Raw genomic sequence first — 23,567 nt, forward strand, 5'->3', positions numbered from 1 at the left:
ATCCCTGTCGCGCCGACCGGTGTCGCGGCACCTCACGCCCCGACGAGCGTCACCAGCCGCGAGCGCCCTGTGGCGTCCTTGATGGCCTGCAGGACGACGTCGGCGTGCGGTTCCAGCGCGCTCACCTTGTCCAGCGGGGCGCCCACCACCAGCTGGAAGCCGAGGCCGCGCCACGCGCCGACGGCGCGCCCCGCGAACCGGGCGTCGGCCTTGATGAACGCCTCGTCGAGGAAGACGGGCGCGTAGCGGGGCCGCTCGGCACCCGCGTCGCCGAGCTGGTAGCGCAGCGCGGCTCCGACGATGAACGCCACGAGCTCCTGCGACTCGCCGCCCGACTTGCCGGCGATGTGGTCGTACACGCTCACGTGGTTGCCCTGGAGGTCCACGCACTCGGCGCTGATGCGCACGTGGTCGCGCACGTCCACCAGCCGGCGCCGCTCCGGGCTGTCGGGCCGGATGCGGTCGACGAGACGCGTCATCCGCGCGTAGCGGCGCTCGTGGTCGGCGAGCGGGACGTCACCGGCCGGCGCGGTGGCCAACTCGCGCAGCAGCCGGCGGAACGACGCCACGTCGTTGCCCTCGACGGGCGTGGCCGTGATGCGCAGCCGGTGGCCGTCGTCGCGGAACGGCAGCGTCGCGAGGATCGCGTTGACCGGCTCCATGCGGTCCCGGATCTCCGCCACCGCCTGCGCGATGCCGTTGTTGAGGCGGGTGAGCTGGTCCCCGGACATCTGCCGCAGGTGCGCCGACCACCGGTCGCGCAGGCGGTACAGCTGCTGGTACTCGAGCTCCTCGAAGATCCGCAGGAAGTCCGCGTACGCGGCGTCCGGGTCCGCGGTCCGGTTGGGGTCGGGCCACGTGTCGTTGAACCGCTCGAACAGCGCCCGGAGGGCCGCACGCGCAGCACGTTCCGCCTCGACCGCTGCCTCCTGCTCGTGGCGCAGCTCGCGCACCACGGCCGCCACGGCGGTGGTGAGGTCGGCGAGCCCGCCGCCGGGGGCGCCCGCCACCCCGGACCAGCCGACCTGGGTCATCAGCTCGCTGAGGCGCCGCTCCTGCTCGGGCGTGGGCTCGACGCCGTCCGCGTCGGCACGCTCGACGGAGTCCGCGACCTGGTCCACGAGATCGCTGATCTGCTCCCACGCGGCGCCCAGCTCGGTGACGCGGTGCTGCGCTGCCGCCCGCTCGCGGTGGAGCTCGGTGATGCGGGCCCGCAGGGCGTCCTCGTCCGCCTTGAGCTCACGCAGCACGTCGGAGCCCGCGACGAGCGCCTCGAGCCGCTCGCGACGCTCCGCGAGCCGACCCTCGGCGCCGTGGACGTCGACGTCGTCCCAGGAGGCGCGCAGCGCGTGGGAGTACGCGACGAAGTGGTCCGCCTCGCCCTTCTGCCGCAGCCGGGCGCCCGCCAGGGCCTCCGACGCCTGCCGCAGCTCCTGGTGCGCCGCGCCGATCTGCTCGGCGAGCTGCTCCAGCCGGCGGTGGTTGCTGAAGCCCAGCACCGACGCCCTGCCCTGGCCGCCGTGCGCGCCGCGGCGCCCCTCGGACGTCTGGCCCGTCCGGGTGAGCGCCAGGTCGTGGCGCGCCAGCTCGGCCGGGTCGTCGACGCAGACGTAGGCGAACCGTTCGGCCAGCCGTCCCGCGAGCCAGCCGCCGAACGGCCCGGCCTTGACCTCGAGCCGGCCGGGCAGCAGCGCGCGGTCGGTCTCCTCGTGCAGGGGCAGCCCGGTCGGCACGCCCTCGAAGCGCACCCGCACCGGGGACCGGACCGCGTCGATCGCGGCGCGGAAGGCGTCGAGGCGCGCGTCGTCGACGAGCATCGTCACGGCGAAGCCGCCCAGGGCGAGGCCGACGGCGTCGCGCCACGGCTCGTACTCGCCGCGGACCTCCAGGAGCTCGCCGACGAACGGGACGTCGTCGGCGCGCATCCCCGCGGCACGGGCGAGGGCCTCGCGCGCCTCGTGCAGCTCGCGCGGCACGTTGCCGCGCCGCGCCTTGAGCGAGGCCTCCTCGCGCTCGAGCTCGGCCAGCGCCCGGCCGGCCTCCTTCTCGCGCGCGGCCGCCTCGACCACGGCCTCGGAGAGCGCGTCCGTGTGCGTGTCCCGCTCGTCCAGGTAGCGCCTGGCGTCGGCGTGCAGGGCGTCCAGCTCGCGCCGGGTGCCGATGTCACGCTCCAGCGGCGCCAGGTGACCCTCGAGCTCCGCGCGGGCACGGCGCGTCTCGGCGAGCCGCTGCTCTGCCGTGCGCACGTCGCGCTCCGCCGCCTCGATGGCGTCCCCACCGTTGCGCCGCTGGTCGGCGCGTACCTGCTCCAGCTCGGCGTCGGCCGCACCGAGCCGCTCGTCGGCGACGGCGACCCGCTCGGCCGCCGCCTTGTGCTGCGCGCGGTTCTCGGTTTCGGCCGCTCGGAGCAGGTCGAGCTGGGTGCGGTCGCGCCAGGCGGTGAACGGAGTGACGGCGCCGTCCGGGCCGCCGTCGAGACCGAGCTCGTCCACCAGCCGCGCCGCGGCGGCAGCCTGGTCGATCGCCGCCCGGTGCTCGAGCATCGGGCGCAGCACCTCGACCTGACGCTGCGCGGTCGTCATCTCGGCCCGCGCCTCGCTGAGCTCGTCGAAGTGCTCGACGGCGCGCTCCGCCACCCGGATCGTCTCCGGCTCCTCGAGCACCATCGCCTTGTAGAGCGAGTCGACCGTGGTGATCTGCTGGCCGGCCTGGATGCGTCCGAGCAGCTGCATCGCCTTCTCGCCGTCGCCGGCGGCGCCGATGCCGAGCGCGGCGTGCAGGCGGGTGGCGAACGCCTTGTCGGTGTCGAACGTCGTCAGCCCGGCCGCCGTGAGCCCGGCCTTGGCGAACCGCTGCGCCACCAGGGGCTCCAGCGCCCGCAGGCTGAAGTCGGCGTCGACGACGGCGCGGACGGCCACCGTCTCGTCCGCTCGCTGCGCCCCGCGGGGCACGTACCACGCACGCAGGGCGGTGAACCGCTCCCCCGCCTGCGAGGACCAGGTCATCGCGATGGCCGACCACGTGTCCGACGTCTCGCCCCGCAGCACGCGGTCCTTGGCTCGCGCCGCCCCGGCGCTGCGCTCCTCGTCGAGCTTGCCGCGGGCGTACGAGACGATGTTGCGCTGCTCCTGGCCGCGGGCACGTCCGCTCGTCGCCGTGTTGGACGCGCCGTTGAACGGCGTCGTGTGGCTCATCATCAGCGCGATGTACGCGTCGAGCAGCGTGGACTTGCCGGACCCGGACGCTCCCGTGAGCAGCGTCGTCGTCCCCGCGAACCGCACCTCGTGGTAGCCGTGGTACCCGCCCCAGCTCACCAGCTGCATGGACCGGGCCGTCCACTGCCGCCCGTCCGAGGCCGTCGGGATCAGCCCGAACAGCGACTGCTGCATGCGCGGGGCGGCGGTCTGCTCCGCCGCGTCGCTCGTGACCGTCATGCGCGGGCCTCCTCGTCCTCGTCCACCGCGTCCACCGCGTCCACCGCGTCCGTCTCGTCGACCTCGCCGACCTCGTCTGCCTCGTCGTCGGTGGCCCCGGCGCGTCCGTCCGACGGCGCGACCGCGGCAGGACCGCGAAGCCACGACGTCAGCTCCCGCAACCGGTCCACCGGCAGCAAGATCTCCACCACCGGCTGGACCCGGTACCTGCCCTCGGCGACCTCGTCGAGCACGTGCTCGCGCACGAGCGTGGCGACCGCGTTGTCGATCTCGCGGCGGCGTGCCGCCAGGTTGGTCTCGTCGGCGGCCAGGAAGCCGAGCGCGTAGTCCACCAGCTCCTCGGCATCCACGTGCGCGGCCCGCTCCCCTGCGCCCTGCTCCTGCCGGAACCGGTTGCGCGCGAACAGCATGAGCAGCGTCTCGACGCGCTTGTACGGCTCGTCCTTCAGCAGTACGGGGATGCTCAGGCCCGGCTCCCGCACCTGCCGCTTGTAGGCGATCTCGTAGTCCCGGTCCACGACGAGCTCCACGAACAGGTCGTGACAGCGGGAGGCGAGCACGTTCTGGTGCGCCAGCAGCGCCTTCCACTCCGCAGGGTGCGCGGCAGCGGACAGGTAGCGCCGCTGCAGCACCAGCGCCAGGGCGCGGCGGGCCTCGTAGGGCAGGACGCCCGTGTCACCCGCGAACAGGGCGGGGTTGTCGTCGGCGATCGCGGGCGCCTCGACGAACGAGGCCGCCCCGTGCGCGGTCCCGGCCGTCGCCTCGGAGGCCGGCCCCGTGGTCGTGTCGGTCATGCGTCCTCCTCGTCGTGGCGGGCGAGCGTGTCGTCCTGCACCTCGGTCGGTACCTCGATCGGCACCTGCGGCACGACCAGCTCGCGGGTGCTGCCGTCGGCCCGCACCGTCGTCACCCGCCGCAGCCGGTCGGCCGGTACGTCCCCGTCCGCGAGCGCCGCGTCGAGCGCCCCGGGCACGGCGAGCTCGAGGTACCCGAGCAGCTCGACGGGGCGCCGCAGCTCGGGCGGCGCCGCGGCGAACACCTCGTCGGCCGTGGCGTCGCCGCGCTCACGCAGGACCCGTGCGGCGTGCGCGGTGGTCTCGTCGTAGCGGGGGCCGCCCATGCCGAGCAGTCCGCCGAGCGCCTGCGCACCCTCGGCCGGGTCGTGGTCGGCGAGGTCGAGGTCGGTCAGCGGGTCCGGGAGCGCGTCGGGCCGCAGGTCGTGCAGCTGGGCGCGGAACCGCCCGAGGCGTGCTCGCTCGAGCCAGCGCAGGGGTTCGACGCGTGCGGCACGGCCCGACTCCGGAAACCACTCCGCCATGGCGGCGGTCGCCTCCCGCAGGGCGGCGTCGAGCTCACGGTCGCGCAGCGGGTTGTGGACGGTGAGCTGCTGGGTGATGGTCCGTGACGCCCGCGCCTGGGCGTCGAGGACGCCGTCGACGGCGGTGAGGAGCTGGGAGTGCAGGGCACGGACGACCTCGCGGCGGTCCGGTGGGAGGTCGGCCGCGAACGGGTGCGCCAGCACGGCCCGGACCCGCTCGTCGACCTGGCCGAGCAGCTGCGGGTCGCGGAGCAGCTCCATGGCGCCGGAGAACGCCCGTCCCTCGGGCGTGCGCTGCATCAGCGAGTCGGACGCCTCCAGGTAGGCGCCGAGCACCTCTCCGGTCGGCCGCTCGTCCTGGCGCAGGCTGGTGACGATGCTGCGCTGCAGCTCCGCGATGGACTCGGCCACGCGGGCGAAGTCGGCCGGGAGCTCGCGCACCAGGGCGGCGACGTTGTCGAACTGCTCGACCAGCCGTTCCGTGGGCGCCTGCACGACGGGGCCGCCGGCCTCGAGCCGCGCGAGCTCCGCCTCCGCCGCGGCGATCTCGTCGCGCGCGCGTGCCACCTGTTCGCGCAGCGCCCGCTGCTGCGACTCGCGGTCGGGGCGGGCGTCCCGCGCGAGCCCGTCCAGCGCGACGAGGAGGGTGCGGATGCGCGACTCGCTCACCAGGGCTCGCGCACCCTGGGTGCGGTCGACGAAGGCGAGCGCCTCGGCCGCGTGCGAGCTCACCTGGTACTGCTCGACGCCGTCGTCGTCGAGCGCGCGCACGAGCCAGCGCCCCGCCACCCAGCGGGAGCACAGCGCCCGGGCGGCGTCGTCGGGCACGTCGTGGCCGGCGACCCGCGCCTCGGCGAGCAGGTCCTCGACCTCCACGTGCATCTGCTCGGTGGGTACCGTCGCACGGCCGGGCGTGAAGATCAGCGCGAGCAGGGCGACGACCAGGGGCCCCTCCTTGCGGTGCAGGAGGGCGAGCGCGGGCGTGCCGAAGGCGCCCTGGCTGCGCGCCAGGGCACCCTCGAGGCGCGAGCCCGCGGGACGGGTGCGCGGCGACGGCGTCGACAAGCTCAGACGACGATGTTGACGAGCTTCGGTGCGCGCACGATCACCTTGCGCACCGGGGCACCGTCGATCGCGCGGACCACGTTCGGCTCCGCCAGGGCGGCCGCCTCCAGGTCCGCGTCCGAGATGGTCGGCGGCACCTCCAGGCGCCCACGCACCTTGCCCTTGACCTGGACGACGCAGGTCACCGTGTCCTCGACCAGGTACTGCTCGTCCGCGGTCGGGAACGGCTGCCGAGCCAGGGAGCCCTCGTGCCCGAGCCGCTGCCACAGCTCTTCCGCGATGTGCGGGGCGATGGGCGCGACCATCAGCACCAGCGGCTCGACCGCCGAGCGGGGCACCCGGTCCAGGGACGTCAAGTGGTTGTTGTACGTGATGAGCTTCGCGATCGCCGTGTTGGGCCGCATGTGCTCCATCTCGACGCGGACGTCCGCGATCGCCCGGTGCATCGCCCGCAGCGTGGCGGTGTCCGGCTCGTCGTCGGTGACGACCAGCGCGCCCGTCTCCTCGTCCACGACGTTGCGCCACAGCCGCTGCAGGAAGCGCTGCGAGCCGACGACGGCGCGCGTCTCCCACGGCCGCGACAGGTCCAGGGGGCCCATCGACATCTCGTACACGCGGAAGGTGTCGGCGCCGTACTGCTCGTACATCTCGTCCGGCGTGACGACGTTCTTCAGGGACTTGCCCATCTTCCCGTACTCACGGTTGACGGTCTCGCCCTGGTACGTGAAGCCGGTCTGCTCGTCTCCCTCGACCTCGCCGGCGGGCACGTAGACGCCGCGGGAGTCGGTGTAGGCGTACGCCTGGATGTAGCCCTGGTTGAACAGCTTGCCGAACGGCTCCACCGAGGAGACGTAGCCCAGGTCCAGCAGCACCTTGTGCCAGAAGCGCGCGTACAGCAGGTGCAGCACGGCGTGCTCCACGCCGCCCACGTACAGGTCGACGCCGCCGGCCGGCCCGGAGGTCGCGTTGTGGCGCGGGCCCATCCAGTACGACTCCAGCTCGGGGTCGACGACGGCGGTGCCCTCCGACGGCCCGTCGGTGGAGTCCGTCGGGTCCAGGTAGCGCAGGTAGTACCAGCACGACCCGGCCCAGTTGGGCATGGTGTTGGTGTCGCGGCGGTAGGACTTCGGCCCGTCGCCCAGGTCCAGGGTGACGTGCACCCACTCGTCGTTGCGGCCCAGCGGTGCCTCGGGGTTGGAGTCGGCGTCCTGCGGGTCGAACGTGCGCGGCGCGAAGTCCGGCACCTCGGGCAGGTCGACGGGCAGCAGGTGGGCGGGGATCGCGACCGGGCGGTCCTGGTCGTCCCACAGGACGGGGAACGGCTCGCCCCAGTAGCGCTGGCGGCTGAACAGCCAGTCGCGCAGGCGGTACGTGGTGGTGCCCTCGCCGGCACCGCGGGCCTGCAGCCACGCGACGACCTTCTCCTTGGCCTCCGCCACGCCCAGCCCGTCCAGGCTGATCTCGTCGTTGGCGGAGTTCACGGTGACGCCGTCGCCCGTGTACGCGCCGGCGAAGTCCTCCGGCAGGCCGCCGGCGGGCTCCACGGTGCGGATCACGGGCAGCTCGAACGCCTCGGCGAAGTCGAAGTCGCGCTGGTCGCCGCCCGGCACCGCCATGATGGCGCCGGTGCCGTAGCCCATCAGCACGTAGTCGGCGGTGAACACCGGCACGGTGGCACCGTTGACGGGGTTCACGGCCAGGTGGCCGGTGAAGACGCCGGTCTTCTTCCCCGCGTCGGCCTGTCGCTCGACGGCGGTCTTGGACGCCGCCTCGCGGCGGTACGCGGCCACGGCCTCGACCGGGGTGTCGTGCCCGCCGGTCCAGACGCTGCGCGTGCCGTCGGGCCAGGCCGCGGGCACCTCGTCCAGCAGCGGGTGCTCGGGCGCCACGACCATGAACGTCGCGCCGAACAGCGTGTCCGGGCGGGTGGTGAAGACCTCGACCTGCGCGCCCGCGCCGGCCGCGTCGTGGTCGGCGGTGCCGACGACGTCGAACCGGACGTTCGCGCCCGTGGAGCGGCCGATCCAGTTGCGCTGCATCGACTTGACCTTCTCGGGCCAGTCGATCAGCGCCAGGTCGTCGGTCAGGCGGTCGGCGTAGGCGGTGATCCGCATCTTCCACTGGCGCAGCTCGCGCTGGAAGACGGGGAAGTTGCCGCGCTCGGAGCGGCCGTCGGCCGTGACCTCCTCGTTGGCCAGCACGGTGCCCAGGCCCGGGCACCAGTTGACGACGGACTCGTCGACGTACGCCAGGCGCTGTGAATCCAGCACGTCGCGGCGCTCCAGGTCGCTCAGGTCGGACCAGGCGCGGCCGTCGGCCAGCGCGCGGGCGCCCGAGGCATACTCCGCCTCCAGCTCGGCGATGCGGCGGGCGCGGCCCTTGCCGCCGTCCGCCTCGGTGTCGTACCAGGAGTCGAAGATCTGCAGGAAGATCCACTGCGTCCAGCGGACGTAGTCGCTGTCGATGGTCGCGAAGCTCCGGCGCGGGTCGTGCGCGAGGCCCATGCGCCGCAGCTGCCGCTGGTACACCTTGATGTTCCGCTCGGTCACCAGCCGCGGGTGCTCGCCCGTCTGGACGGCGTACTGCTCCGCCGGCAGGCCGAACGCGTCGAAGGCCATGGCGTGCAGCACGTTGTCGCCGTTCATCATCCGGTAGCGCCCGACGACGTCCGTCGCGATGAATCCCAGCGGGTGCCCCACGTGCAGCCCCGCCCCCGAGGGGTACGGGAACATGTCCATGATGAAGAACGGCTTGCCCGAGCCGTGCTCGCCGTCGCCGTCCGTGAGCGCGCCGCCCGGGTTGGCCGCCCAGAAGGTGCCGCGCTCCTCCCACAGGTCCTGCCAGCGCTCCTCGATCTGCTGGGCGAGGGCGGGCGTGTAGCGGTGGACGGGCTCGGTCGGAGCCTCGGATCGGGCGGGTGCGGTGTCGGGCGTGCTCACCCGCTGAGTCTACCGGCCGGAGATGCTGGCCCCGGCCGGTTTTTCACACCCCGAAGGAGTCGACGAGCGGCCCGCCGACGGCCACCAGCAGCCAGCCCACCGCGACGACGTAGCCGATGAGCAGCACCAGCCCGCGGTTGCGCACGACGGCGCGCCGCAGGCCCTCGCCCGCGGGCAGGTGACCCTCCCGGAACGCGTGCACCACCTGGAACCACAGCAGCGGCCACACGATCGTCCACACGACCATGCACGCGGGGCACAGCCGCACGAGGGCGTAGAAGCTGGTCCACATCAGGAAGAAGATGAACAGCTGCGCGACCACCGTCACCGCGAGCAGCGACCGGTGGTACCAGCGCGGCAGCCGCGCGCCGGCGAGCAGCACCACGCCCGTGGTGATCACGACGGGGAACGCCGCGACACCGAGGTACGGGTTGGGGAAGCCGAGCAGCGTGCCCTGCCACGACATCATGGCGACGCCGCAGTCGAGGAAGACGTTGAAGCTGCAGCTCGTGACCCGGTTCGGGTCCAGCAGCTTGAGGTACTCCTCGATCGCGAGCCACGACGCGGCGCCGAAGCCGATCGAGCCCAGCACGGTCAGCAGCACGCCGTAGGTTCGGGCGGTCAGGCCGCGCAGGCCGACGGCAGGGGCCGCGCCGGCCACCCCGTCGATGTCGTCGTCGTGGGTCTCGTCACGCACGCTCGGGCTCACGGGCGCGACCGTACCTCACCATCCTGAGGTCGGTGGACGGCGCCTCGACGACCTCGCGCAGCCGGAGCAGCATGTGGACCTCGTCCCGGTCGTCTCCCTCGCCGAGGCGGAGCGCGCCCGGCCACCGGCCGACCTCGACCCAGCCGCAGCGCTCGTAGAACGACTCCAGTCCCATCCCCCCGCGGGCCGACAGCCGGAGCTGCTCCAGGCCCATCTCGTCACGCGCGACGCGCCGTGCCTCACGCATCAGCGCGGCCCCGACGCCCTGCCCGCGGACGTCGGGGCGGGTCTGCACGTGGTGCACGGTCCCCCAGTGCGCGACGAGCGGGTCGAGCGCGCGCCGGACCACGAGCCAGCCGACGAGGCGCCCGGGGACGACCGCGCACAGGAGGCGCGCGCTGCGGTCGTCGAGCGCTCGCACCACTGCCTCCACGGCGAGCCGCACCCGCGCCGGGTCGACGGGGGCGAACGGGAAGCCGGCCGCGCCGCCGGCGTCGGTGACCTCCACCCAGCAGTCGGTGAGTGCCTCGACCAGCGCGGGAGGAACGCCCTCGGGCGACGTGTGCTGGACGAGATCTGGGACGGGCGGCGTCATCGGTCTCCTCGGGGGCGGGTGGGTGGGGCGGTCAGCCGGCGTGCGCGACCCGTTGCCGGCCGAACGCGAGCACCATCGCCAGCCCGACGAGGGTGAGCGCGAGACCGACCCACGCGGGGGCGAGATAGCCGTAGCCCGCGGCGATGACGAGGCCGCCGAAGAACGCACCGCTCGCGTTGCCGATGTTCAGCGCGGAGTGGCACAGCGCGGCACCGAGGGACTGGGCCCGCGGCGAGAGGTCCATGAGCCGGGTCTGCATGGCCAGCCCGAGGACCTGCGACGTCACGGCCAGCAGGAACAGTCCCAGCACGGCGGGGACGGGCGAGGTGCCGGCGACGGCGAACACGACCAGCGAGAGGGCGGTCGCGACGAACCCGCCGACCACGGTCCGCAGCACGTTGCGGTCCACGAGGCGGCCACCCAGCAGGGTGCCGACCGTCATACCGACGCCGAAGACGGCGAGGACCCACGGCACGGCAGCCTCGGACATGCCGGCGACCTTCGTGACCGTCGGCGCGACGTAGGTGTACACCGCGAACAGCCCGCCGAAGCCGATGGCACCCGCCGCGAACGAGATCCACAGCGGCCCGTTGCGAAGCGTGGCGAGCTCCTGCCGGACGCTGGAGTCGACGGCTCCACGCTCCGGGACGAAGCGCCAGATGCCGAGCAGGGTGACGGCACCCAGCGCGCCGATGACGACGAAGGCGGCACGCCATCCGAGGCTCTGGCCGACCGCGGTGGACAGCGGCACGCCCACGACGTTCGCGACCGTCAGCCCGGTCATCATCATCGAGACGGCGTGCCCCCTGCGCCCCGGCCCGGCCACCGCGGCGCCGACCGCGGCGCCCACGCCGAAGAAGGCGCCGTGCGGCAGCCCGGCGAGGAACCGCCCCAGCACCAGGGTCTCGATGCCGGGCGCGGCGGCCGACGCGACGTTGGCGACCGTGTAGAAGCCCATGAGGCACAGCAGCAGCCGCTTGCGAGACATGCGCGCGGCCGCGACGGTCAGCAGCGGCGCGCCCACCACGACGCCGACGGCGTACGCGGTGATGGCGTGGCCGACCACGGGGTCGCTGACGCCGAGGTCCGCCCCGATCTGGGGCAGCAGCCCCATCGTGGCGAACTCCGTGGTGCCGATGGTGAACCCGCCGGCGGCGAGCGCGAAGAGCGCCGCCCCGACGTGCTCGGGCCGCGGGGCACGCGAGGTCGCCCCCTGCGGGAGGGTCGTCTGGGTCACGGGCGCTCGCTCTCGGCGGTGTGGTCGAGCACGCCGCCGCGGGCTCGAAACGATTCGACGATGCGGCACGGGGACAGCGTGCGCACATCGTCGGGGAACCGGGTCAGCCTACGCGGGCACGACCCAGATGCGCGAGGCCGCCAGCAGGCCCAGGTCCACCGACCTCTGCTGCCCGTCCGCCTCCCACGCGACGCCGACCGTGCCCGCGAACTCGCGCCGCGACGTCAGCCGCACCGGCAGGTCGAGGTCGATGCCGAGGTCCGCCAGGTAGCGCAACGCCTCCGGGTCGGCGTCGGAGATGCGCGCGACCACGCCCGTGGCCCCGGCCGCGAGGTCGACCAGCGGGACCGCCTGGGGGCGCACCACGCGGCCGTCGGCGAACGGGATCGGGTCGCCGTGCGGGTCCCGCTCCGGGTGGCCGAGCCGTGCGGAGATGCGCTCGACGAGCGTGTCGGAGACGGCGTGCTCCAGCACCTCCGCCTCGTCGTGCACCTCGTCCCAGCCGTATCCGAGATCACGCACGAGCCAGGTCTCCAGCAGGCGGTGGCGCCGCACCATCACCAGCGCGTAGCGGCGGCCCAGCTCGGTGAGCCAGACCCCGCCGTACGGCTCGTGGCCCAGCAGCCCTTGCGTCGTGAGCCGGCGCACCGTCTCCGAGACGGTCGACGGCCCCACGCCGAGGCGGTCCGCCAGCAGCCCGGTGGTGACCTTCTCGTCGGACCACTCCTGGGCCGACCAGACCGCCTTGAGGTAGTCCTGGGCGACAGGGGTCAGCTCGTTCGGGTCCACGGTGTGGTCATCGGCACGGGCGGGCAGCGCGGGTTCGGACACGCTCCCGAGCCTATCCGGGACGTTCTGGACCGTGCCCGTGAGCCCCGTGACGGTCTGCGCGGCAGTTCGCGTTCAGATCGGCACCTTGAACTGCCGCGCTGAACAGGAACTGCCGCGGTGATCGGGCTGGCGGCCGCACCGCCGGACCGGGTCCAGCGGGGTCACGAGGGCATCGCGTCGTCGGACGGCGGCACGATCTCGGGGACGGGCTCCCGCTCGCCCACGGTCGCGTCGCCGCCGGGGGTGACGCTCACCACCTGCACGTCGACCATCCGTCGCGCCTCGGGGTCGAAGCGCAGCAGCGTCATCTGGGCGGTGCCGTGCAGCGGCCCGACCGTGGGCTGGTTCGGCGCCGCACCGGCCGTGGAGCCGCTGACGTACCGGATGCCCTGCCCCACCTGCTCCGGCCCCGACCTCTTGTGGGTGTGTCCGGAGACCTGGAACGGCACGCACCCGGTGTCGAGGGCGTCGAGACCCACGGGCGGCGTGTGGATGAGCAGCAGGTCCACCCCGTCCTTGTCGTCACAGGCGGTGGCGGCGAGGTCCGCCGCCTCCTCGTCCGGCGTGCGCTCGCGGGCCACCGCGGTGCCGCCGCCGACGCGGGTCTCCAGCGCGTCGCGGTCGCCCAGGATGCGCACCCCCTTCACCTCGACGACCTTGCCGTCGAGCACCGTCTGCCCCCGGGCCGCCTCCTGCGCGGACGTGACCTGCGAGTCGTGGTTGCCGTCCGCCACGACCATCGGCACACCGCGCGGCGGCGCCGACGCGAACGAGTCCACGCAGACCTTCTCCACCGAGGTGCCGTTCATGGTGGTGTCGCCGGCGTTGAGGACGACGTCGGCGCCTGCGCGCTCCGCCGTGGTGCGGATCAGGGGCGTCATACCCGTGTTGCAGTGCAGGTCGGAGACGACGAGCAGGGTCACGAGGTCCTCGTCGGCGGGCGACGGCGACGGCGATGCCGAGAACGGCGGGCTGGACGTGCCGGAAGCGTCCGGCGTGCCGGACGAGCCCGAGGTCAGCGAGGGTGCTTGGATCGCGTCCGCGGCATCGACGTGCGTGGCGTCCCAGGCGTCCCACGCGGCGACGAGGTCGTCGTTCGCGGCCGCGTAGAACTCCTCGTTCTGGTGGTACAGGTCCACCAGCTGCCCCCCGTAGGTGTCCACGACCCCGGCCAGCCGACCCGTGATCGTGGCGCCCTCGAGCGCGGTCCCGGCGAACACCGGCGACGCCGTCCGCCCCCGCGGCTCCGGCTGCGCCACTCCCCCGGACGCCACCGTCACCACGACGAGGCTCCCGACGGCCACGCCCGCGGTGATCTCCCACGTGCGGGGCGCCAGCCGGTCGGACAGCTCCCGGCGCCGCGCCGCACCCAGCAGCAGCCGCACCCCGGCGCCGACGGCCGCGACGACGAGCATGGCGGCCACCGCACGCCGGCCTGCGTCCCACAGGAGCGCCCGCGCGACGGTGCTCGCCGTCTCCTGCGGGCTGGAGAAGAACTGCAGGTAGTTCTGGAGGTCGCCCGCGAGCTTGTCGAGCGTGCCCGCCTGGCTGACGGCGGACAGGTCGGCGGGGATCTCCTTGACGACGACGTCGAGGCCGAGGCCCAGCGGCAGCGGCGAGTCGATCTCCAGCGTGCCCAGCGGCCCGAGGTCGGCCACGACCAGGCCGTCGGTGTCGACGGCATAGACCGCCTCGTGCGGGCCGAGGCTCAGGTTCACCTGCGCCGTCGTGACGCCGAAGACGAGGCAGGCCAGAGCCGCCGCCACCGAGACGAGGGTCCATCTCACCCACCGGGGCGGCGTGCGTCGTGGGCGGGCTGCGTGGGCGGGAGGGGTGGCGGGGCCGGGCGTCTCGTCGTGCTGGTCGGTCATCGCGTCCCACCTTCGCGGAACACGGCCGACGACGCCACCCTGCTCGCGGGGCGGCGCCGTCGCGCCTGGGTCAGGACCGCGCGTCGCGCAGCGTGGTGAGGGCGATCCCGGCCGCGACGAGCACGGCGACGAAACCGATCGCCGACGTCACGACGACGCCGCTGCCGAACGCCGCGTGCGCGGAGTCGAGCAGCGCCTGCGCCTGCCCGCCGGGCAGGCCGGACGCGACGCTGGTCGCACCCCCGAGGGTCTCGCCCGCCGCGGCGGTGTCCGCCGCCGAGAGCCCGGACGGGACCACGACGTTCGCGTGGTACGACCCGGTGAGGATCCCCCCGAGGACGGCGGTGCCGAGGACGGCACCGACCTCGTACGCCGTCTCGGAGATCGCGGAGGCCGCACCGGCCTTCGCCGCCGGCACCGTCGAGACGATGAGGTCGTTCGAGACCGTCTCGGCCGAGCCGACGCCGATCGCGAGCACCACGAACGCGAGCCCGAGCCAGCCGGACTCGCCGCGCCCCGCCACGAGAGCGGTGACCAGGTAGCCGACGGCCGACATCGCGAGCCCCGCGGCCACCACGTGCGACGGCCGCACCCGGCGCACCACCTTCACCACGGCCAGCCCGGACACGACCATCGCGACCGTGCCCGGCAGCAGCACCATCCCCGCCTGCACCGGCGAGAGCCCGATGACGAGCTGGAGGTCCTGCGACACGAAGAACAGGAAGCCGACCAGCGAGAACACCGACAGCAGGTTGACCAGGACGCTGCCCGTGAACGCGGGGACGGCGAACAGCCGCACGTCCAGCATCGGGTCCGGGCGGCGCAGCTGGCGGCGGACGAACAGCACGGCCATGAGCAGGCCGACAGCGATCGCGGCGAGGCCCAACGACGGCAGACCGCCCTTCGCGAGCGTCTTGATGCCGAACACGACCGGCGTCATCGCGGCCATGACGAGCACGATCGACATGGGGTCGAGCCGGCCCGGTGCAGGGTCGCGCGACTCGGGCACGAAGATCGGCGCGAGGACGAGCAGCAGCGCCAGCACGGGCACGGCGAGGAGGAACACGGAGCCCCACCAGAAGTGCTCGAGCAGCAGGCCGCCGACGATCGGCCCGACGGCGGAGCCCGCGGCGAAGCCGGCGGCCCAGATGGCGATGGCGAGGCGGCGCTCGTCGCGGTCGGTGAACACGTTGCGCAGCAGGGACAGCGTGGACGGCATGAGCATCGCGCCGAAGAAGCCGAGGCCTGCGCGCGCGGCGATCAGGGCGCCCGCCGTCGGTGCGAACGCCGCGACCGCGGACACGGCGGCGAAGCCGACCGCCCCGACCAGGAGCAGCCGACGGCGCCCGACGCGGTCGGCGACCGACCCCATCGGCACGAGGAGGCCGGCGAGGACGAGGGGGTACACGTCGACGATCCACAGCAGCTGGGTGCCGCCGGGGGCCAGGGCCTCCGAGATCTGCGGCAGGGCGAAGCTGAGGACCGTGTTGTCGATCGAGACGAGCAGCACCGGCAGCATCAGCACGGCGAGGGCCGCCCAGCGTCGCCCGGCGGAGCGGATGCTGCCGGGGCGCGTGGGGACGGCGGGGCGTCGCGCGGCGGAAGGGGCGCGGTGCGTCGTCACCTGGGATGTCGCCATGAGGTGCCTTTCACACGCTGCGGACGGCCGGGGCGACATGGTGATGCCGAACTTCCGTACCGTCCAGCCGGTACAGTAACAGTCCGACATTAGGCTGTCCACATGCCCCCACCCCCCGCCGCCCGTGCCAAGGTCCTGCGTGCGTTCGCCGAGCTCCTCGTCGAGTCCGGGGAACGCTCCGCCACTCTCGAGGCGGTCGCGGAGCGGGCCGGGGTCTCCAAGGGTGGCCTGCTGTACCACTTCCCCTCCAAGGACGCCCTCGTCGACGGCCTCCTCGACCACCTGGGGGTCCTCACCGCCGCGGACGTCGAGGCGATGCGCAGCGCGCCCGAGGGGGCGTCCGACTACCTGCTGCGCACGTCCACGGTGATCGGCGGCGAGTTCGAGATCGTCTACCTGGCGGCGTCCCGCGTGGCGCAGGGCGCCTCTCCCCGCGCCCGCGCCGTCCTCGACGACGCGCAGGCCGCCTGGACCGCCGCCGTGCAGGACGAGCTCGGCGACCCGGTGCTCGCCCGCGCCGTGTCGCTCATGGGCGAGGGCCTGTACGCGCTCGCCTCGGTCGGGGCGAGCGGCCCCGACGACCACGAGATCGACGAGCTGCTGGCGCTCGTGCGCGACGTCGCCGCGCGACGTCCGGGGGCAGCCCGGGCCTGAGGCCGCTCAGCCGGTCTTGCGCTCCGGGGTGGCCACCTTCTTTGCTGGGGCCTTCTTCGCCGCCGGCTTCTTCGCGGGCGCCTTTTTCGCCGCCGGCTTCTTCGCGGACGCCTTCTTCGTCGCGGGCTCCTTCGCCGTCGACCCCTTCACGGGAGTCTTCTTCGCGGAGTCCGGCGCGTCCTCCTTCGACGCTCCCTTCCCGCCGCCCTTGGACCCCGACACGCTCCGGCGCAGGGCCTCCATGAGGTCGATGACGTCGGCGTCCTCCTTCTCCGGCTGCTCGCCGAACGTCTCCGAGGTGTCCAGCGCCTCGCCCTGCTCGATCTTCGCGTCGATCAGCGTGCGCAGCTGGGTCTGGTACTCGTCCTCGTAGTCCTCGGGCGCGAAGTCCGCCTCGTAGCTGGCGACCAGTTGGCCGGACATGGCCAGCTCCTTGTCGGAGACGGTCACCGACCCGTCGAGGGACGGGAACGCCGCCTCGCGCACCTCGTCGGCCCACAGCAGGGTCTGGATGACGAGCACCTCGTCGCGCACCCGCAGCGCTGCCAGCCGGGTGCGCTGGCGCAGCGCGAACTTCACGATCGCCGTCCGGTCCGTCTCCTCCAGCGTGCGACGCAGCAGCACGTAGGCCTTGGGGCTCTTGGAGTCCGGCTCCAGGTAGTAGGTGCGATCGAGCATGATCGGGTCGATCTGGTCGCTGGGCACGAACTCCACGACCTCGATCTCGCGGTTCGTCTCCGCCGGCAGCGCCGCGAGGTCGTCCTTGGTGAGCACGACCGTGCGCTCGCCGTCGTCGTAGGCGCGGTCGATGTGCTGGTACTGCACCTCCTCGCCGTCCAGCTCGCACACCCGGCGGTAGCGGATGCGCCCGCCGTCCGCGTCGTGCACCTGGTGCAGCGGCACGTCGTGGTCCTCGGTCGCGCTGTACAGCTTGACCGGGACGTTGACGAGACCGAAGGTCACGGCACCCTTCCAGATGGACCTCATGCGACCATCGTCACGCGAGGTGGCAGGTCACGCCACCGCCCCGGGCACAGGTGTCGGCGGCGGCGTCTACCGTCGCGGCATGGACACGGCCACCACGCGCGACGTCGCGCACGCCTACGTCGAGACGCTGGAGCGACGCGACTGGACCGCCTTCGGTGCGCTCCTCGACCCCGACGTCGTGTACGAGATGCCGCAGAGCCGCGAACGGATCCGCGGCCGTGACCGCTATCTCCGCTTCAACCAGGAGTACCCGGGCGACTGGCACCTGACGATCCGGCACCTCGTCGCGGACGGGGCGCGCGCCGCCGTCTGGCTCGACGCCCGCGTGGGCGAGGAGCGCATGTTCGCGAACGTCTGGCTCGACGTCTCCGACGACGGCCTCGTCCGGCACGTCACCGACGTCTGGCCCGAGCCCTTCGAGCCTCCCGCGGGGCGCGAGCACCTGGTCGAGCGCGACGACGTCGGCTGACCGGCCGCGCCGTCAGCCGACGAGGCCGAGCACCCCGACCACCCCGACCAGGACGGCGAGGAGCATCGAGACGCCCACCAGCACGGCGTGCACGGTGAAGAAGCGGGTCGGGCGCCCCGCGTCGTCCCGGGCGCGCGGGTCCTTGGCGACCCGCCGCCAGAACGGGGGCCACACCAGGAGGTTCCACACGGCGGCGACGATCAGGACGAGCGCCCAGCCGACGGGCAGGCTCACAGGCCGACCGCCTCCAGCTTCGCGGTGAGCTCCGCGTCGGTCGGCTCGACGAAGAACTCGCCGTCGGGGAAGACGACGACAGGGATGTTCTTGCGGCCGCTGATCGCCTCGGCGTCGTCCGCCCGCAGCGGGTCGGCCACGAGGTCCACGTTCACGTACTCCACGCCACGGGAGTCGAGCACGCGCTTGGCGCGGCGGCAGTCGCCGCACCACTGCGCCCCGTACATCGTGAGGGTCTGCGGGCGCCGGAGCTGGTCGGTCGTCGAGGTGTCGTCGGTCATGCGCAGCACCATACCCCCCAGGGGTGACTGGTCCCGAACCTCGGCGCGCGCGACTCAGTGCACCGAGAACCCGCCGTCGACGTGCAGCGCCTGCCCGGTGACGTAGGCCGACGCGCCGCTGGCGAGGAAGACCGCCGCCCCGGCGAAGTCCTCGGCCAGGCCGTTGCGACCGACCATGGTGCGCGCCGCGAGCGCCTCGACCCGGGCGGGGTCGGACTGCAGCCGCGCGTTCAGCGGCGTCAGCACGAAGCCCGGCACCAGGGTGTTCGCCGTCACGCCGCGGCCCGACCAGGCCTCCGCCTGCGAGCGGGCCAGGGACTCCAGGCCGCCCTTGGACACCCCGTAGACGCCCGACTGCACGAACGCCCGGTGCGCCTGCTGCGACGACACGTGGATGAGGCGGCCGAACCCTCGCTCGGCCATGCCGGGCCCGAAGCGCTGCCCCAGCAGGTAGGGCGCCTCGAGGTTGAGCGCGATGGTCGCGTCCCAGGTGGCGTCGTCCGTCTCGCCCAGCGGGGGGCGCAGGTTGATGCCCGCGGAGCTGACCACCACGTCGGGCTCTCCGAAGACGGTGGCGGCCGCCTCGGCCGCCTCGCGCACGCCCGCGCGCGTGCCGAGGTCGGCGCTGACACGGTCGGCGGTGCAGCCGTCCGCGCGCAGCTCGGCGACCGTGTCGTCGAGCTCTGTCTCCCGCCGCGCCACGACGACCACACGCGCTCCCGCACGGGCCAGGGCTCCGGCGATCGCGCGGCCGATGCCGGAGCTGCCGCCGGTGACCAGAGCGACGCGGCCGTCGAGGGAGAACAGGGAGGAGAGGTACGTTTCCGTCACGCGGGACACTCTGTCACCTCGGGCAGGGTGGCCGCCCCGGCGCTTGCCGATAGCCTCGAGCAATGAGCGATGACGATGTCGAGGTCGTGTGGCGCAAGTTCGACGGCAGCCTGCACTGGCACCACCGCATGACACGCCTCGGCGAGGACGAGTACGGCGTGTGGTTGGGCGGTCCGGCCGGGACGGTCTACACCAGGGGCGAGCAGGAGCGGGTTTTCACGGTCGAGGACGACCGGGTCCTGCTCCTCCCCCACGACGCGTGGTGGACGGCCGAGTTCCAGGCGGCGCCGGCGCGGCTGGACGCGTACTGCGACGTCGCCACCCGGGCGACGTGGTCGCGCGGCGAGGTGACGATGGTCGACCTGGACCTCGACGTCTGCCGGATCCGGGAGGACATGTCGGTGTTCGTCGACGACGAGGACGAGTTCGCCGACCACCAGGTGCGGTACGCCTACCCGCCGGACATCGTGCGGGAGGCGGTGGCGTCCGCCGCCTGGCTGACGACCGCGCTGCGCGACGGCGTCGAGCCCTTCGGCTCGCGCTACCGCGCCTGGCTCGACCGCGTGTGCGCGGGCGACGTCGCGGGGAGCATGTCCCGGCGCGAGCCCCCGCCGGAGTCCGGCGGTGGGACGTCACCACACGGGCGTGTCAGCCGCCTGCCCACGCGCTAAGAGCAGTCGCCCACGGTGGGCCGGAAGTCGTTCTCTTGGATCCTCCCTCGCAATTCGCGCGTCGTACTTTCAGCAGGGATGACGGACACCTCGACATAACTCGCGTCGTCGATCGTCGCGCTGTCGGCACACGCGGCAAGGATGATCCAGGACTCAGGGGCGCCCACGGGGTAGGAGGGTTCAAGATCGACGATGGTCGAGACGTCTTGCACGACTACCTGGGCGCTAGCGGGTGTGTGCTGGTTGAGTACATCAAGCGTCTGCCCGCGCGCCGCCTCCGGCGCAAGGGCGGCTTGGCCGCCGCACGCGCACAGCAGGAAGGCCGCGCAAGCAATGAGCCCGAACCGCGCATGGCGAGACGTCATCCGAGCCCGCATGTGATGTAGGCCGGGTTCGGGTTGAATGCATAGAGCCAGCCACTTTTATTACCGAAGATCGTGAAGCCAGCCACACGGGACTTGGACTGGATCTTGTAGCGGTAACGGCTCCCCTGAGCCCACCCCACCCAGGACTTGCCCTTCTTCATCTTGGGCGAGGTGCACGCCGCCTGTGTAGTCACCGACTTGGCCGACGAGATACCCAGGCTGGACGCCACCGAGTAGCGCGAGAGGCCGTAGGTGGTCTGGATAGTTCGCGTTGCAGTCTTGCCCTTGCTGATGGAGCAGGTCGCGCCAGAAGTCCTGATCGTGCACCGTCCGATCTGCCGGGACCGGTCGGTGTAGTACTTCGAGATGCGCCTCTTGTTGACGACCGATTTGACACTGGTTGGAATAGCTGGGAAGTACGTGTTCGCCGAGCTCACAGACCGAGCGGAAACCGCTACCGCAGGAGTTGGCGCAGCGACGGCTGCCGGACCACCGCTGCCGAGGAGAATTATGGCGGCCAAGCCAGCGGTAAGAAACCTGGGATTCATTCCCACGGGTGCACTCCGATCGCTGAAGGTCGCCGTGCTCGATTCGCCCGGCAACGAACGTGTGGACCGAGAGTATCCGGCACGCGCGACGAAACTGGCCTGATTGCAGAATCTGCATCGACTGTGCCAGGAGCGCACGATCGCCCTCATGTGCGGGTCTTCACAGCATCGTCGCGACGTGCGTCCCTCGTGCCAGTCCAAGGCGCGAACGCGAGAGCCCCGGCTACCCGGGGCGCGCACATCCGCCGCCCGCGCGACGATGTGGCCATGGCACGCGCGTCGTCGAGCAAGCCCCAGACGGTCACGGTCGACGGTCGGCGGCTGCAGCTGACCAACCTGGACAAGGTGTACTACCCGGCCACGGGGACGACGAAGGGCGAGGTGCTGCAGTACCTGGCCCACGTGGCGCCCGCGCTGCTGCGGCACGCGGCGTACCGGCCCGCGACGCGCAAGCGGTGGCCGGACGGCGTCGCGGGGCAGATGTTCTTCCAGAAGAACCTGGACGCGTCGACGCCGTCGTGGATCCCTCGCCAGGACATCCAGCACCGCACGTCGACCAACAGCTACGTCCTGGTCAACGACCTGGCCACGCTGACGTGGCTGGGGCAGACGGCGACGCTGGAGGTCCACGTGCCGCAGTGGAGGTTCGGGCGAACGGGCGCGCCGATGCCGCCGGACCGACTGGTGCTCGACCTCGACCCCGGGCCGGGCGCGGGCCTGCCCGAGTGCGCGGAGGTGGCGCGCCTGGCCCGCGACATCCTGCGTGGCATGGACCTGGACCCGCTGCCCGTGACGAGCGGCTCCAAGGGCATCCACCTGTACGCCGCGCTCACCGGTCAGGACGACTCGCTCACCACCGACGCGGTCTCCGCCGTCGCGCACGAGCTGGCCCGGCACCTGGAGTCGGAGCATCCCGACCTGGTGGTGAGCGACATGAAGAAGTCGTTGCGCGCGGGCAAGGTGCTGGTGGACTGGTCGCAGAACAACGGCGCCAAGACCACGATCGCCCCGTACTCGCTGCGCGGCCGCGACGAGCCGACGGTCGCCGCCCCGCGCACGTGGGAGGAGCTCGACGACCCCGGCCTGCGCCACCTGTCCTTCACCGAGGTGGTGGAACGGCTGGACCGCGACGGCGACCTCCTGGAGCCGTTGGCGGCCGGGCACCTGGCCCAGCTCGAGCCCACGCCGGAACGCATGGCCACCTTCGACAAGCTCGGGACGTACCGCGCCAAGCGGGACCCGGACAAGACGCCCGAGCCGTTCGGTCCCGAGCACCCGGACGACCGCGACGGCGCCCCGACGTTCGTCATCCAGGAGCACCACGCCCGCCGCCTGCACTGGGACTTCCGCCTGGAGCACGAAGGGGTGCTCGTGAGCTGGGCGCTGCCCAAGGGTGAGCCGACCGACCCGAAGCAGAACCACCTCGCCGTGCAGACGGAGGACCACCCGCTCGAGTACGGGGCGTTCGAGGGCACCATCCCCGCCGGCGAGTACGGCGGCGGGGAGGTGACGATCTGGGACGCCGGCACGTACGACCTCGAGAAGTGGCGCGAGGGCGAGGTGATCGCCACGCTGCACAGCGAGCGGCGCGGCTCGCGCCGCCTCGCGCTCATCCGCACCGGGGGTCGCGGTGGCGAGGACCAGAACTCCTGGCTGATCCATCGCACCAAGTCCCAGCCCGGTGACACCGACGACGTTGACGGCGACGTTGACGGCGACGTTGACGGCGGCGTTGACGGCGGCGTGGACGATGGCGCGGAGGACGGCGTGCCGGCCAGCGGCGCCGCCAAGGGTCCCCAGGCGCCGGGGCTGCCGGCGGAGGCGCCGCGCCCGATGCTCGCGACGACCGCGCCCTCGGCGGAGCTCGCCCGCCTCTCCCCCGACGACTGGGCCTTCGAGGTCAAGTGGGACGGCTTCCGCGCGGTCGTCGAGGTGCTCACGGACGACGACGGGCCCCGCGTGCGGCTCACGTCCCGCTCCGGGCAGGACCTCACGACGACGTTCCCTGAGCTGCAGGCGCTCGCGGGGATGGTCGCGCCCGACCAGCTGCCGGTGGTGCTCGACGGCGAGATCGTGGCGCTCGACGCGGACGGCCGCCCCTCGTTCCACCGCCTGCAGCAGCGGGCCAACCTGCTCAAGCCGCGCGACGTCGAGAAGGCCCGCCGCAAGGTCGGCGTCGACCTGGTCCTGTTCGACGCGCTGGCCGTCGCCGGGCGCGCGGTGACCGACCGCCCGTACGACGAGCGCCGGGACGCGCTCGCGCGCGTCGTGGACCCGCGCCGCCCCGTGCACGTCCCGGACGCGCTCGACGGCGACCTGGACGAGGCGCTGGAGACCTCCCGGCTCATGCGGCTCGAGGGTGTCGTGGCGAAGCGGCGGCGCGCCCCGTACACCCCGGGGCGCCGCTCCCGCGACTGGCTGAAGATCAAGCACGCCCGCGCCCAGGAGGTGGTCGTGGTCGGCTGGCGCCCCCTGCACGCGGGCACGGGCCGGGAGGACGCCCGCGTCGCCGGGTCGCTCCTGCTGGCGGTGCCCGACGACGAGGGCACGCTGCGCTACGTGGGCAAGGTCGGCACGGGCTTCAAGGAGGCGGAGCGGCGACAGGTCGTGCGGCGCCTGCGGCCGGTCGACGACGTCCCGCTGTCCGGCGTCCCCCGCGCGGAGGCCGTGCACGCCCGGTGGGCCGCCCCGGAGCACGTGGCCGAGGTCGAGTACGGCGACTGGACGGGCGAGGCCGCGGACCTCCGCCGCGCCGGCGCGGACCGCCCCGACGACGAGGGGCCGCGGCTGCGCCACTCCGTGTGGCGCGGCTGGCGGGACGACAAGCGCCCGCAGGACGTCGTCGTCGAGCGCTAGCTGTACTGACCCGGGAGCGCCCGGCCGGTCAGG

General features: G+C 73.2%; 20 protein-coding genes. 4 read left to right on the forward strand and 16 right to left on the reverse strand.

From position 1 onward, the window contains the following. Window positions 1-32: 32 nt before the first annotated feature. From ACWGKI_RS05025 to ACWGKI_RS05070, 10 genes are all read right to left on the reverse strand, one after another. Window positions 33-3,434 carry an ATP-binding protein gene (locus tag ACWGKI_RS05025; protein ID WP_452185168.1) on the reverse strand — a complete coding sequence of 1,134 codons (3,402 nt, stop codon included), beginning with the start codon at window positions 3,432-3,434 and terminating at the stop codon, window positions 33-35. After that, the gene (locus ACWGKI_RS05030) at window positions 3,431-4,228 is read right to left on the reverse strand and encodes a DUF4194 domain-containing protein (protein WP_452185170.1); all 798 of its coding nucleotides are present in this window, start codon (window positions 4,226-4,228) and stop codon (window positions 3,431-3,433) included. Before ACWGKI_RS05030 ends, ACWGKI_RS05025 begins: the two co-directional genes overlap by 4 nt. Beyond that, window positions 4,225-5,817, reverse strand: a complete 1,593-nt coding sequence (locus ACWGKI_RS05035; protein ID WP_452185172.1) for a DUF3375 family protein — start codon at window positions 5,815-5,817, stop codon at window positions 4,225-4,227. Before ACWGKI_RS05035 ends, ACWGKI_RS05030 begins: the two co-directional genes overlap by 4 nt. Window positions 5,818-5,819: 2 nt before the next feature. Then, window positions 5,820-8,756 carry a leucine--tRNA ligase gene (gene leuS, locus ACWGKI_RS05040; protein ID WP_452185174.1) on the reverse strand — a complete coding sequence of 979 codons (2,937 nt, stop codon included), beginning with the start codon at window positions 8,754-8,756 and terminating at the stop codon, window positions 5,820-5,822. A gap of 43 nt (window positions 8,757-8,799) precedes the next feature. Then, entirely contained in the window at window positions 8,800-9,465 is a 666-nt protein-coding gene (locus tag ACWGKI_RS05045; protein WP_452185176.1) for a vitamin K epoxide reductase family protein, read from the reverse strand. Next, entirely contained in the window at window positions 9,446-10,060 is a 615-nt protein-coding gene (locus ACWGKI_RS05050) for an N-acetyltransferase family protein (RefSeq protein ID WP_452185178.1), read from the reverse strand. Before ACWGKI_RS05050 ends, ACWGKI_RS05045 begins: the two co-directional genes overlap by 20 nt. Window positions 10,061-10,091: 31 nt before the next feature. After that, complete coding sequence (locus tag ACWGKI_RS05055; RefSeq protein ID WP_452185179.1) at window positions 10,092-11,297, reverse strand: MFS transporter; 1,206 nt, start codon at window positions 11,295-11,297, stop codon at window positions 10,092-10,094. Between the two features lie 108 nt (window positions 11,298-11,405). Then, the gene (locus tag ACWGKI_RS05060; protein ID WP_380241897.1) at window positions 11,406-12,128 is read right to left on the reverse strand and encodes a metal-dependent transcriptional regulator; all 723 of its coding nucleotides are present in this window, start codon (window positions 12,126-12,128) and stop codon (window positions 11,406-11,408) included. Between the two features lie 161 nt (window positions 12,129-12,289). Next, window positions 12,290-13,999 (reverse strand): metallophosphoesterase family protein, encoded by a 1,710-nt coding sequence (locus ACWGKI_RS05065; protein ID WP_452185180.1) that lies wholly within the window; start codon window positions 13,997-13,999, stop codon window positions 12,290-12,292. 70 nt (window positions 14,000-14,069) lie between these two features. Next, window positions 14,070-15,638: an MFS transporter gene (locus tag ACWGKI_RS05070; protein WP_452185182.1), complete on the reverse strand. Its 1,569-nt coding sequence runs from the start codon at window positions 15,636-15,638 to the stop codon at window positions 14,070-14,072. Window positions 15,639-15,740: 102 nt separating this feature from the next. On the opposite strand from ACWGKI_RS05070, the gene ACWGKI_RS05075 reads away from it, so the two are divergent. Beyond that, window positions 15,741-16,292, forward strand: coding sequence for a TetR/AcrR family transcriptional regulator (locus ACWGKI_RS05075; protein ID WP_380241891.1), 552 nt, complete (start codon window positions 15,741-15,743; stop codon window positions 16,290-16,292). A gap of 6 nt (window positions 16,293-16,298) precedes the next feature. On the opposite strand, the gene ku is transcribed toward ACWGKI_RS05075, so the two are convergent. After that, the gene (ku, locus tag ACWGKI_RS05080; protein WP_452185183.1) at window positions 16,299-17,279 is read right to left on the reverse strand and encodes a non-homologous end joining protein Ku; all 981 of its coding nucleotides are present in this window, start codon (window positions 17,277-17,279) and stop codon (window positions 16,299-16,301) included. A gap of 79 nt (window positions 17,280-17,358) precedes the next feature. Between ku and ACWGKI_RS05085 the strand changes: the two genes are divergently transcribed. Next, entirely contained in the window at window positions 17,359-17,748 is a 390-nt protein-coding gene (locus ACWGKI_RS05085; RefSeq protein WP_380241887.1) for a nuclear transport factor 2 family protein, read from the forward strand. A gap of 12 nt (window positions 17,749-17,760) precedes the next feature. On the opposite strand, the gene ACWGKI_RS05090 is transcribed toward ACWGKI_RS05085, so the two are convergent. Genes ACWGKI_RS05090 through ACWGKI_RS05100 form a run of 3 tightly spaced genes read right to left on the reverse strand, consistent with a single transcriptional unit; the run spans window position 17,761 to window position 19,094 of the window. Then, the gene (locus ACWGKI_RS05090) at window positions 17,761-17,982 is read right to left on the reverse strand and encodes an SCO4848 family membrane protein (protein ID WP_452185184.1); all 222 of its coding nucleotides are present in this window, start codon (window positions 17,980-17,982) and stop codon (window positions 17,761-17,763) included. Further along, the gene (locus ACWGKI_RS05095; RefSeq protein ID WP_380241883.1) at window positions 17,979-18,263 is read right to left on the reverse strand and encodes a glutaredoxin family protein; all 285 of its coding nucleotides are present in this window, start codon (window positions 18,261-18,263) and stop codon (window positions 17,979-17,981) included. The genes ACWGKI_RS05090 and ACWGKI_RS05095 overlap by 4 nt, the downstream gene beginning before the upstream one ends. Before the next feature lie 54 nt (window positions 18,264-18,317). Beyond that, the gene (locus ACWGKI_RS05100) at window positions 18,318-19,094 is read right to left on the reverse strand and encodes an SDR family NAD(P)-dependent oxidoreductase (RefSeq protein WP_452185186.1); all 777 of its coding nucleotides are present in this window, start codon (window positions 19,092-19,094) and stop codon (window positions 18,318-18,320) included. A 62-nt stretch (window positions 19,095-19,156) separates the two neighbouring features. Here ACWGKI_RS05100 and ACWGKI_RS05105 point away from each other — a divergent pair, with 62 nt between their 5' ends. After that, window positions 19,157-19,765: a DUF402 domain-containing protein gene (locus ACWGKI_RS05105; RefSeq protein WP_452185188.1), complete on the forward strand. Its 609-nt coding sequence runs from the start codon at window positions 19,157-19,159 to the stop codon at window positions 19,763-19,765. Here ACWGKI_RS05105 and ACWGKI_RS05110 read toward each other — a convergent pair. Beyond that, entirely contained in the window at window positions 19,762-20,130 is a 369-nt protein-coding gene (locus tag ACWGKI_RS05110) for a hypothetical protein (RefSeq protein WP_452185190.1), read from the reverse strand. The two genes, ACWGKI_RS05105 and ACWGKI_RS05110, sit on opposite strands and share 4 nt — an antisense overlap. Next, a complete protein-coding gene (locus ACWGKI_RS05115; RefSeq protein WP_452185192.1) occupies window positions 20,127-20,567 on the reverse strand; it encodes a hypothetical protein in 441 nt (146 codons plus the stop codon). Before ACWGKI_RS05115 ends, ACWGKI_RS05110 begins: the two co-directional genes overlap by 4 nt. Before the next feature lie 378 nt (window positions 20,568-20,945). Between ACWGKI_RS05115 and ACWGKI_RS05120 the strand changes: the two genes are divergently transcribed. Then, entirely contained in the window at window positions 20,946-23,534 is a 2,589-nt protein-coding gene (locus tag ACWGKI_RS05120) for an ATP-dependent DNA ligase (RefSeq protein WP_452185194.1), read from the forward strand. The last annotated feature ends 33 nt before the right edge of the window (window positions 23,535-23,567 follow it).

Source organism: Isoptericola sp. NPDC055881 (assembly GCF_053615895.1).

Coding starts and splice junctions, on each gene's coding strand:
- ACWGKI_RS05025 (WP_452185168.1), bottom strand. CDS start 3,434: ATGACGGTCACGAGCGACGCGGCGGAGCAGACCGCCGCCCCGCGCATG.
- ACWGKI_RS05030 (WP_452185170.1), bottom strand. CDS start 4,228: ATGACCGACACGACCACGGGGCCGGCCTCCGAGGCGACGGCCGGGACC.
- ACWGKI_RS05050 (WP_452185178.1), bottom strand. CDS start 10,060: ATGACGCCGCCCGTCCCAGATCTCGTCCAGCACACGTCGCCCGAGGGC.
- ACWGKI_RS05065 (WP_452185180.1), bottom strand. CDS start 13,999: ATGACCGACCAGCACGACGAGACGCCCGGCCCCGCCACCCCTCCCGCC.
- ACWGKI_RS05070 (WP_452185182.1), bottom strand. CDS start 15,638: ATGGCGACATCCCAGGTGACGACGCACCGCGCCCCTTCCGCCGCGCGA.
- ACWGKI_RS05075 (WP_380241891.1), top strand. CDS start 15,741: ATGCCCCCACCCCCCGCCGCCCGTGCCAAGGTCCTGCGTGCGTTCGCC.
- ku (WP_452185183.1), bottom strand. CDS start 17,279: ATGAGGTCCATCTGGAAGGGTGCCGTGACCTTCGGTCTCGTCAACGTC.
- ACWGKI_RS05085 (WP_380241887.1), top strand. CDS start 17,359: ATGGACACGGCCACCACGCGCGACGTCGCGCACGCCTACGTCGAGACG.
- ACWGKI_RS05095 (WP_380241883.1), bottom strand. CDS start 18,263: ATGACCGACGACACCTCGACGACCGACCAGCTCCGGCGCCCGCAGACC.
- ACWGKI_RS05105 (WP_452185188.1), top strand. CDS start 19,157: ATGAGCGATGACGATGTCGAGGTCGTGTGGCGCAAGTTCGACGGCAGC.
- ACWGKI_RS05110 (WP_452185190.1), bottom strand. CDS start 20,130: ATGACGTCTCGCCATGCGCGGTTCGGGCTCATTGCTTGCGCGGCCTTC.
- ACWGKI_RS05120 (WP_452185194.1), top strand. CDS start 20,946: ATGGCACGCGCGTCGTCGAGCAAGCCCCAGACGGTCACGGTCGACGGT.